The sequence below is a fragment of the Streptomyces roseolus genome, from assembly GCF_014649855.1.
In the GTDB taxonomy this organism is placed as follows: Bacteria; Actinomycetota; Actinomycetes; order Streptomycetales; family Streptomycetaceae; genus Streptomyces; species Streptomyces roseolus.
The window spans coordinates 199501-208924 of record NZ_BMTV01000004.1 but is presented as its reverse complement, the minus strand read 5'-3'; the positions used below and the strand labels follow the sequence as shown (position 1 = coordinate 208924).

Sequence of the window (9424 nt, the reverse complement as noted above, 5' to 3'; positions counted from 1 at the left end):
CGCCAGGGACTCGAACCCCGGACCCGCTGATTAAGAGTCAGCTGCTCTAACCAACTGAGCTAGCGGCGCCTGCTGACGTCGTAGACATTAGCACCCTCGGCCGCGGGAGCGAAAATCGATACCCGCACGTCGGCCGCGGAAACCATCCGGGCGGCCCGCACACAGGCCCAGAGGACCACCTCGGGACCCGGCAGCCACGGGCTCCGGGTGTCGGGGGCGACCAGCCAGCGGGGCCGGGCGGACTCCTCCCCGGCCGGCACCAGCGGCGGCACGGTCACCGCGTCGCCCGTCCCGTGGCAGATCGGCCGCGGCACGGCCTCCCCCCACTCCTCCCAGTCGAGGAGCGCGGGCAGCCGCTGGGCGGTGCCCGGCGCGGCGAACAGCAGCATCCGGCCCCGGTGCGTGGCCACCGGACCCGAGCCCGGGCCCTCCTCCCACAGCCGGTCCAGCATCCGCCGCCCGAAGACCGGGTCCACGTTGACGACGTCGAAGGCCGTCCCGCAGGGCAGCACCGCGGGCGACTCCGGCCGCGCCTCCCAGCGCGCCAGCGCCGCCCCGAGCTCCCCGCCGGCCGCCGAGGCCAGCCAGGCGGCGCCGTCCGCCGTCACCCGGGCGGTCTGGTGGCGGTCCTCGTCACCCGCCCGCAGGAAGCGGAGGACGCCGAACGGGGTGTACGGAGTGGTCTCGTCGCGCAGCCAGGTCGTCGTCGTCATGGAACAGGTCTACCGCCGGTGACGGACCGGATTCCGGGACTCCCGAAAAGGCGGACACGGCCGGCCCCGGAGGGGTATCTTTCGCCCCGCATATGGCCGATCGCATATGCCGAACGCCCGTTCCCCCTTCGGGAAGGGCTCAGTCCTCCGCCGGCAGGCCCTCCGCGCGGATCAGGTCCCGCCCGAACTCGATCATCTTCCGCGCGTAGTCCTCGGTCCACGCCGCCCGCTCGGCGACGTCCGCCGCCGTCAGCCGGTCGAACCGCTTCGGATCGGCGAGCTGCGCCGCCGCCACGGCCTGGAACTCGACCGCCCGGTCCGTCGCCGCCCGGAACGCCAGGGTCAGCTCGGTCGCCCGGGCCAGCAGCTCCTTCGGGTCCTCGATCGACTCCAGGTCGAAGAAGTGCTCGGGATCGGCGGTCGCCTCGGCAGGCTCGAAGACCAGGGGCGCCGGCCGCAACCGCCGCTGTCCGCTCCGCTCCGTGGGTTCCGCCATCTTTCCGTTCCTCCTCGCACGCGCACAGGCCCGGAACGCCGGGCCACCCCCCATTCTCCCGCGCCCCGCAAGAGCGCCTCGGGAGGCCGTCGGTCCGGGCCCCGGCGAGGACGCCGGGCACCCGCCGCCCCGCGCCCGGCGGTCAGGGCGTCCAGCGCACCCGGTGTTCGGCCAGGTGGGAGAGGACCGCGTGGTCGGCCTCCCAGCCGTCGGGGCTGTTTCCATGGGCCGCCTCCGGCGGCGTGCCGGACTCCGTCCGGCGAGGGGGCGGCGTCGAGCAGCCCGCCCGGCGGGCATTCGGCGCGTCGGTCAGGGCGTCCAGCGCACCCGGTGTTCGGCCAGGTGGGAGAGGACCGCGTGGTTGGCCTCCCAGCCGTCGGGGAACTTGACTGTGACGCCGAGCTGGACCGGTTCCGTGGAGGGGTGCTCGTCGAGGAGGTCCGTCACGCCGGCGCGGCAGACGACCACGCAGGCGTGGCGGTGGCGGGAGGCGAGGACGCAGAGGCGGCCGGTCTCCAGGTGGAAGGCGGTGGCGTCGGGGCGGCCCGACAGCGGGTGCAGGACGACCGTCACGTCGTACTCGCGGCCCTGGAGGCGGTTGGCCGTGTCGACCGTCACCCCCGGCACGCCGAGCGCCGCGAGGGCCGCGCGGACGGCCGCCGCCTGGTCCCGGTGGGCGGTGCCGACCGCGATCCGGTCGGCGGTCAGCGGCACCGGCGCGTCGGACCGTTCGCTGACCGCCGCGCCGCCCCGGTCCAGGAGACGGCGGACCACCAGGGCGACCGCGTGGACGGCCTCCGGGTCGGTGCGCGGGGTGTGCCGGGCGGGGAGTTCGAGCAGGCCCCAGCCGGACTCGGCCGCCTCGTCCAGGACCCGGTCCGGGGCCGAGCCGTCCGAGGGCACGCCGAAGGCGAGCCGCCGGTCGCCGGGGCCGGTGCCCGAGCGGAACGGCGTGTACGGGTAGAAGGCGTCCGACACCAGCGGCGCCGCCGACGCCGGCAGCCGCCAGGACACCGGCAGCCGGTGCTGCGGCAGCTCCGGATTGTGCGCGAGCAGCGTCGACACGGCGCTCGCCGAGGGGTCGTACGACAGCCCCGCCCACTGGTCCGCGCCGACCACCGAGAACGGGTCCAGCTGCCCCGGGTCGCCCACGAACAGGGCCCGCTCGAAGAGCCCGGCCACGGCGAGCAGCGCGTCCGAACGCATCTGGTACGCCTCGTCCACGATCGCGTGCGCCCACGGCTCCACGTTCTTCACGTGCGCCCACTTCGCGGCCGTCGAGACCACCACCGGCAGCCCCGCGAGGTCCCCGGCCTTCGCCGACTTCCGTACCTGCTCCAGGGCGTCGAGCGCCCTGTCGTACGGGTCGGAGTCGCTGGAGTGCAGCCGGCCCACCTCCAGGTCCGGCTCCTTCTCGGCGAGCCGCAGCACCAGGTCGTCGACCTGCGCGTTGGTCTGCGCGACCACCATCAGGGGGCGCCCGGCGGCGGCCAGTTCGAGCGCCGCCCGCACCACGAGCGTCGACTTCCCGGCGCCCGGCGGCGAGTCGACGACGACGCCCCGGGCGGTGCCGCGCAGCGTGGACTCCAGGATCTCCGCCGTCGCCTTCGCGGCGGCCGCGGCGGGGTCGAGGACGGCGGGGTCGTACACGGTCACAGCAGGTCCTCGGGGGTCACGGCGTCGGGCAGTTCGGCGGTGTCGGCATGGCGCGGCGGGCCGCCGTGGGTCCACGGCGTCTCCTCCGGGTCGGGCAGCCTCGGCCCCACCCGCGCGTCGTGCTCGAAGAGCGTCCAGGCGATCCGCTCGCCCTTCTCCGGCACGGTGCCCTCCGCGGGCTCCTTCGACCGGCCCATCCTGTCCAGGAGCCGCAGCACCAGGGAACCGTCCTCCTCACGGCCCACGAACTCCGCCGACTGCGGCTTGCCGTCCAGCGAGCGGTACACCTTCGCACCCGGGTCCAGATGCGGCCGGTCCTCGGTGCGGACCGTCAGCAGCGGGCGCGGCGCGGGCCGCTTCGACTCCGTCCACGCCCTCACCACCTCGACGACCTCGGCGGCGAACGCCTCCCCGGACAGCCGCCGCCCGGCGAGCACCAGCGGATCGTCCAGGGCCTCCTGCGCGTCCAGCTGCCCCTGCGCCTGCTCGCGCGCCGCGAGCTTCGCGGCGGCGGTCACGGCGTCGTCGCGGCGCGGCTGCGGCGGTTCCCCGGCGGCGATCCGGTCCCGGTGCGCGGTGAACGACCAGCGGTCCCGGGTCCACCGGTCCTCCACCCGCGCCCCCTCGGGCAGGGCCCGCAGCAGCCCGAGCGCCCGCCACGTCGCGTCCCAGGTCGGCTTCAGCTGCGAGACGACGAGCCGCCGCACCTCGCGCTCGGCCCGGTGCAGTCCGGCGAGGGCCGCGTCGGCCGTCTCGCCGTCCTCGGCGGCGCCGACCGCCTGCCGGGCCCGGTCGTACGCCTCGATCGCCGGCGCGAGCAGCTGGTTGTCGAACGCCGGGTCGGTCGCGGGCCCGGCCGGCGGGCACAGCAGCTGCCCCCGCTCGTCCCGCGCCAGCTCGGCCCGGTGCGCGGCCCGGTCGCCCCGCTCCCCGTCGGCCGGGTCGATCCACGCGAGCAGCGCCCCCAGGTGCTGGTCCTCCAGGGAGGACTGGCCGGTCGCCCAGTGCCGGTTGAGCAGGTCGGTCGCCGCGAGCAGCAGCGAGGAGCCCGGGACCCGGGCCCGCTCCCCGTAGTGCGTCAGCCAGCGTCCGAGCAGCGGCACGCGCGGCGGCGCCGGATACGGCGTGTCCGGGTCCTGCTCGGCGGTGCGCCGGAACCGCGTCGACCGCCCCAGGAGCCGTACGTACTCGATCCCCGCCCGGCTCGGCACGATCAGCTGCGGCGCGTCCAGGCACAGCTCGACCCGGACCTTCTCCCCGGTGGCGGAGTCCTTCCGCTCCACCGGCTCGACGGCGTCCGCGAACCCGTCGACGTACGGCAGCACCTCCTCGGCCAGCTCGGCCAGGAACGCGAACCGCAGCTCCCGGTCCCGCGGCTGCGGCACGACGAGCAGCCTCGGCTCCTCCGGGTCGGTGCCGACGAGCGCGCCGAGCGGGGCGCCCGCCTCGCCCGCGGTGGTCAGCGGGACGAGGACCAGCGGCCGCTCGGCGAGGCGCCGGTGCCGGACGGTCGCCAGCGGCTGGGCCCGGCCCGCCGCCACGGCCTCCATCCGGGCCAGGTGCGCGATCAGCGACATGCGGCGGCCTCCGCCTCGGCCAGGGCATCCTGTCGCAGGGCCCGCGCCCGGCGCAGCGCGGCCACCGCCGGGTCCTCCGGCTCGCCGTCGTCTCCGCGCGCGGCGGCGAGCACCGCGCCGATCGTGGTCAGCCCGCCGAGCTCGCCCCGGACCGAACGGCCCAGGGTCTGCACCGCCTCCGCCTCCCGGGCCCGCGACCGGCAGTGGAAGCCGAGCTCGCAGGCGGCCAGGCATTCCGGCGCGTAGGCGTGCGGGACCGCCTCCACGGCCGCCGACAGCTCCTCCGCCGAGCGGCCCGCCACGTCGAAGCTCAGCCCCTCCGGCAGCGCGTCGGCGATCTCGTCGATCCGGGTCAGTCGCTCCAGCTGCCGCCGGGTCACCGCCCGCTGCTTGCGCACGTCGACCACGGAGGCCGTCGGCAGGTTCGAGAAGTCCTTCGGGCAGACGAGCAGCACCGAGTGCCGGACGGCGGCCCCCTCGGTGAGCGCCGCCACCCGTTCGAGCGCCAGCACGTAGACGGCGGCCTGCCGGGCCGCCGCGCCGACCTTCGCCGGGTCCGCCGCCCCGTCGATCATCGGGAACGACTTGATCTCCACGACCGTCCACCGCCCGGCCGGGTCCACCACCACCGCGTCCGGCTCCAGGTGCACGGGGGAGCCCGCCACCTCGAGCGTCAGCAGCGGATGGTCGAGCAGCGTCCACCCGTCGCCCGCGGTCGCCTCGCGCAGCGCGAGCGCCGTCCGCGCGGTCCGCCCCTCGGGCCCGGACGCCGACAGGTCGGGAACGGACACGGTCCCCGGGTCCTCGACGCCGAGGAGCCGCAGCAGCTCGCGGCCGCCGTCCGCCTTCACCTTCGCCTCGAAGCTGTTGCCCCGCACGATCGCGAACTGCGACTGGCCGAACGGCGCCGGCGCGCCGAGCCGCGAGGCCAGCGCGCCCTTGTCGACCCCCGCGCCGTCGAGCAGCGCGCGGCGCCTGCACCCCGGGTTCGCCGCCAGCGCGGCCAGCGCCCGCGCGTCCAGGGGGCGTGGCGGGACCGCCGGGCCGCGCAGCTCGGCGAGTCTCTCCCGCGTCCTGCGCCGGCTCGCCGGGGTCGGCACGGGGTCGGTCGTCTGCGGCGGCCGTGACCCGCCGTCGTCCAGGGATGCGCTCACCCGCGGAAGTCTCCCATCCGGCACTGACAACGCGGGCGGGTTCCGTCCCGGAGACACCGGGAGTTCGCGCCGGGGACACCTGCGGGATGATGGAGGGACCCTCCGGGGCGCCCGACGGCGAGCGCCCGTCCCCCTCGTATCCGCGCAATCTCTGGAGAGTTCCGCCCATGGCACCGCGCATCCTGCTCGCCCGACACGGCCAGACCGAGTGGTCGCTCCTCGGCCGGCACACCGGCAGGACCGACATCCCGCTGCTCGACGAGGGCCGCCGCGGCGCCGAGTTGCTCGGCGAGCGCCTCCACCGGGGCCCCTGGCAGGGCCTGCCCGGCGTCGAGGTGCGCACCAGCCCGCTGGTCCGCGCGAGCGAGACCTGCGCCCTGGCCGGCTTCGGCGACCGCGCCGAACCCTGGGACGCGCTGATGGAGTGGGACTACGGCGCCTACGAGGGCCTCACCCCGGCCCAGATCCAGGAGCTCCGCCCCGGCTGGCTGATCTGGCGCGACGCCGTCCCGGAGGGCGAGTCCCTCGACCAGCTGTCGGCCCGCGCCGACGAGATCGTGGAGTGGGCCCGCTCGGCCGACCGCGACGTCCTGGTCTTCGCCCACGGCCACATCCTCCGCTCCATCGGCGCCCGTTGGCTCGGCGAGCACGTCTCCTTCGCCTCCCGCATCCGCCTCGACCCGACGAGCCTGTCGGTCCTGGGCTGGGCGTACGGCGCCCCGGCGATCGAGCGCTGGAACGACACGGGGCACCTGGAGGGCTGAGCGCGGGCTCGGATCCGACCTCCGGGACACCGGGTATCGGATCCAACCTCCGGGATCGTGAGTCCTGTATCCGACATCCAGGATCGTGGATCCTGTATCCAACCTCCCGGATCCCGGATCCCGGATCCCGGATCCCGGATCCATCTCTGGGATATCGGACATTGGATCCGATATCCCGCTCTCACCCTCCCGTGAGGATGAGCCGCGTTTCGGCCAGCAGCCCCCTGATCCGCGCCGACGCGATCCCGTCCAGCGATTCCGCCACCCGCCGCGCCTCCGCCTCCGCCTCGTCGCGGCGGCCGGCGCGGGCGAGGTGGCCGGCGAGCTGGGCGCGGTAGAGGGCGAGGTTGCGGGCGAAGCGGGGGTGCTGGAGGACGGTGGCGCGGTACGAGTGCCGGGCGGCGCGGGTCCAGTCGCCGAGGGCGGCCCAGCAGTGGGATTCGAGGGCCTCCAGTTCGGGTTCGCCGAAGAAGGACATCCACTCGGGGTCCTGGTCGGCGTGGCCGCGGCCGAAGTGGTCGTGGGCGCGGCCGAGGCACTCCTCGGCGGCCGAGCGGTCGCCGAGTCCGGCCCAGGCGGCGGCCTCGCGCAGGGAGAGCAGGGCGAGCAGCCGGGGGGAGTCGAGCGGGCCGGCGGCGCGCAGTCCGGCCTGGGCGGCGCGGACGGCCTCGCGGTAGCGGCCGGTGTCGCGGGCGAGGAAGGAGGTGTTGCAGAAGGCGTGCGCCTCCAGCGCCGCGTCCCCGGAGACCCGGGCGGTGGCGAGGGCTTCGGCGTAGTGGGAGCGGGCGTCCTCGTGGCGGCCCGAGTCGTGGGCGAGCCAGCCGACGGAGAGGGACAGTTCGCCCGCGCCCGCGAGCAGCCGGTCCTCGGTGGAGCGGCGGGCGGCGGTGCCCTGGTCGAGCAGGCGGTAGGCGCTGCGGAGCGGCTGGGTGGCGACCTTGTAGAGGCCGTCGGCGCCGTGCCGGTCGTCCAGCAGGCGGATCCGGCGCACGGCGTCCTCGACGGCGCGGACCTCGGCCTCGCCGATGCGGTGGGTGCCGCGGGGGCTGGGGATCGCGGCGGCGGTGGAGCCGAGTCCCCAGGAGGCGGCCGCCAGGGTGGCGGTGCCGCTCGTCATGAATGCGCGACGCAGCACGTCGCTCTCCTCATCGTTCCGGGTCGGGAGGGCGGGGGGCCCCGAGGCCCCGGCCGGGGCGGCCTGCCGTCGGCCGCGTACCGCCTCCCGTGCGGAGAAACCCAGGTCGGCAAGGGTGAGGCCGGGGAACATGTGCAGGAAGACCCGCTCGTACGCGTAGTTCGGGCAGCGGATCTCGCCCGCCTCCACGCGCCCGATGTAGCGGGCGTCGCACGCGACCTGTTCGCCGATCTCCCGTGCCGCCCGGCGGACCGTGGCGGCGAACTCCGCCGGCGAGTGCTGCCCGCGGAGCCGTCGGAAGGCGAGATTGGGAACTGCCCGTGACATGGCCATGGCCGAGCCCTCTCCTGGTGCTGCCGGGTGTTCCGGCGGCAAGAACGTACCTGCTGTGACCGGATGCCTACGCTGAGTTTGGCTACAAATCGGATATCTCGCCTGCGATCTGCCATGAACTGCCATCCTTTGCGGCGGCGTGCCGCCGTAGCCGTTGACGCGCACGGGCGTTGAACCGTATGGGAGAGACGGAACGTGTCTCCTCAGGGAAGCGAGGAGGGGTCCATGTCCGAGAACGCCGCGCCTTTCGAGACGACCACGCCCACGGCCGCGACCACGACGGTGACGCCCGGCGTGCCCGCCGCGACCACGGCCGGCACCGGAGCCGTCGAGCCCTGCGACCTGGTGACCGTGCCCGCCCGGCAGGGCCTGGAGGCCGTCGACATCCTCCGCCGCCGGGGCGTCCCCGCCGTCGGGCCCGTCCTCCACGACGGCGCCTGCGACACCCTCGGCTTCCTCGTCCCGCCCGGCACCGCCGCCGCCTGGGACCTCCCCGGCAGTGCCTGCACCCGCACCTCCGGGCGCGGCCTGCGCCTCCCCGAGCTCCCCGAACTGCCCGAGCCCGCCGGGGACGCGCCCCGCCCGGCCGGCTGGCTGCTGCCCCCCGGCGACACCGGCCCGGTCACCGACCCCGCCGACCTGCGCCGCGCCCTCGGCGAGGCGGCCCGCCTCATCGAGGCGGCCGACGGCTGTCACTGAACGCCGCCTTCCGGGCCCGCCGATAATGGACGGATGGCCAGGAAGAAGCAGAGCGAACGGGTGGCGGCGGGCACCGTCTCCGAGACCGTCGACGGCGGGCTCGCCGAACTGATACCCGACCGCGACCGCCCCCGCGCCTGGACGCTGTTCCTCGACGGCGCCCCGCAGTCCCACGTGGACCTCGACGACCCCGCCGCGCTCACCTTCGAGTACCAGCGGAGGCTCGGCCACGTCGCCGACCTCGCCGCCCCGCCCGGCCGCCCCCTCCAGGCCGTGCACCTCGGCGGCGGCGCCTTCACCCTCGCCCGGTACGTCGCCGCGACCCGGCCCCGCTCCACCCAGCAGGTCGTCGAGCTCGACGAACCCCTGGTCCGCCTCGTCCGCCGCGAACTGCCGCTCGACCCCGGCGCCCGGATCCGGGTCCGCGCCGTCGACGCCCGCGCCGGACTCGCGAAGGTCCCCGACGGCTGGGCCGACCTGATCATCGCGGACGTCTTCCGCAGCGCCCGCACCCCCGCCCACCTCACCAGCACCGAGTTCCTCGACGAGGTGCGGCGCGCGCTGCGGCCCGGAGGCACGTACGCCGCCAATCTCGCCGACGGCCCGCCGCTCGCCCATCTCCGCGGCCAGATCGCCACCGCCGCCGGCGTCTTCCCCGAACTCGCCCTGATCGCCGACCCGACCGTGCTGCGAGGCCGCCGCTTCGGCAACGCGGTCCTCGTCGCCTCCGACCGCGCGCTCCCCGTCGCCGACCTCACCCGCCGGGTCGCCACCGACCCGCACCCCGGCCGCGTCGAACACGGCCGCGCCCTCGCCGACTTCACCGGCGGCGCCGCCGCCGTCACCGACGCCACCGCGAAGGCCTCGCCCGCACCCCCGCCGTCCGTCTTCCGCTAG

The 9424-nt window shown here is 76.0% G+C and carries 9 protein-coding genes; 3 read left to right on the top strand and 6 right to left on the bottom strand.

The annotated features are described in order from the left end of the window. Positions 1 to 59: 59 nt before the first annotated feature. From IE245_RS06365 to IE245_RS06345, 5 genes are all read right to left on the bottom strand, one after another. Complete coding sequence (locus IE245_RS06365) at positions 60 to 713, bottom strand: hypothetical protein (RefSeq protein ID WP_189945735.1); 654 nt, start codon at positions 711 to 713, stop codon at positions 60 to 62. Between the two features lie 139 nt (positions 714 to 852). Next, complete coding sequence (locus IE245_RS06360; protein WP_189945734.1) at positions 853 to 1209, bottom strand: DUF8844 domain-containing protein; 357 nt, start codon at positions 1207 to 1209, stop codon at positions 853 to 855. A 309-nt stretch (positions 1210 to 1518) separates the two neighbouring features. Beyond that, positions 1519 to 2865, bottom strand: coding sequence for an AAA domain-containing protein (locus tag IE245_RS06355; protein WP_189945733.1), 1347 nt, complete (start codon positions 2863 to 2865; stop codon positions 1519 to 1521). Next, positions 2862 to 4442, bottom strand: a complete 1581-nt coding sequence (locus tag IE245_RS06350; RefSeq protein ID WP_189945732.1) for a hypothetical protein — start codon at positions 4440 to 4442, stop codon at positions 2862 to 2864. The genes IE245_RS06355 and IE245_RS06350 overlap by 4 nt, the downstream gene beginning before the upstream one ends. Further along, positions 4433 to 5596, bottom strand: coding sequence for a hypothetical protein (locus tag IE245_RS06345; protein WP_373305280.1), 1164 nt, complete (start codon positions 5594 to 5596; stop codon positions 4433 to 4435). Before IE245_RS06345 ends, IE245_RS06350 begins: the two co-directional genes overlap by 10 nt. 167 nt (positions 5597 to 5763) lie before the next feature. Here IE245_RS06345 and IE245_RS06340 point away from each other — a divergent pair, with 167 nt between their 5' ends. Beyond that, positions 5764 to 6360: a histidine phosphatase family protein gene (locus IE245_RS06340; protein WP_189945731.1), complete on the top strand. Its 597-nt coding sequence runs from the start codon at positions 5764 to 5766 to the stop codon at positions 6358 to 6360. A gap of 181 nt (positions 6361 to 6541) precedes the next feature. Here IE245_RS06340 and IE245_RS06335 read toward each other — a convergent pair whose 3' ends face one another. After that, a complete protein-coding gene (locus IE245_RS06335; protein WP_189945730.1) occupies positions 6542 to 7828 on the bottom strand; it encodes an NsdA family TPR-like regulatory protein in 1287 nt (428 codons plus the stop codon). Between the two features lie 225 nt (positions 7829 to 8053). On the opposite strand from IE245_RS06335, the gene IE245_RS06330 reads away from it, so the two are divergent. Together IE245_RS06330 and IE245_RS06325 are read left to right on the top strand one after the other, a co-directional pair. After that, positions 8054 to 8527, top strand: a complete 474-nt coding sequence (locus IE245_RS06330; protein WP_189945729.1) for a hypothetical protein — start codon at positions 8054 to 8056, stop codon at positions 8525 to 8527. 33 nt (positions 8528 to 8560) lie between these two features. Continuing rightward, positions 8561 to 9424: a spermidine synthase gene (locus IE245_RS06325; RefSeq protein ID WP_189945728.1), complete on the top strand. Its 864-nt coding sequence runs from the start codon at positions 8561 to 8563 to the stop codon at positions 9422 to 9424.

Excerpts from the sequence above, each read along its gene's own strand:
- IE245_RS06365 (WP_189945735.1), bottom strand. The coding sequence starts at position 713 with ATGACGACGACGACCTGGCTGCGCGACGAGACCACTCCGTACACCCCG.
- IE245_RS06360 (WP_189945734.1), bottom strand. The coding sequence starts at position 1,209 with ATGGCGGAACCCACGGAGCGGAGCGGACAGCGGCGGTTGCGGCCGGCG.
- IE245_RS06350 (WP_189945732.1), bottom strand. The coding sequence starts at position 4,442 with ATGTCGCTGATCGCGCACCTGGCCCGGATGGAGGCCGTGGCGGCGGGC.
- IE245_RS06340 (WP_189945731.1), top strand. The coding sequence starts at position 5,764 with ATGGCACCGCGCATCCTGCTCGCCCGACACGGCCAGACCGAGTGGTCG.
- IE245_RS06335 (WP_189945730.1), bottom strand. The coding sequence starts at position 7,828 with ATGGCCATGTCACGGGCAGTTCCCAATCTCGCCTTCCGACGGCTCCGC.
- IE245_RS06330 (WP_189945729.1), top strand. The coding sequence starts at position 8,054 with ATGTCCGAGAACGCCGCGCCTTTCGAGACGACCACGCCCACGGCCGCG.
- IE245_RS06325 (WP_189945728.1), top strand. The coding sequence starts at position 8,561 with ATGGCCAGGAAGAAGCAGAGCGAACGGGTGGCGGCGGGCACCGTCTCC.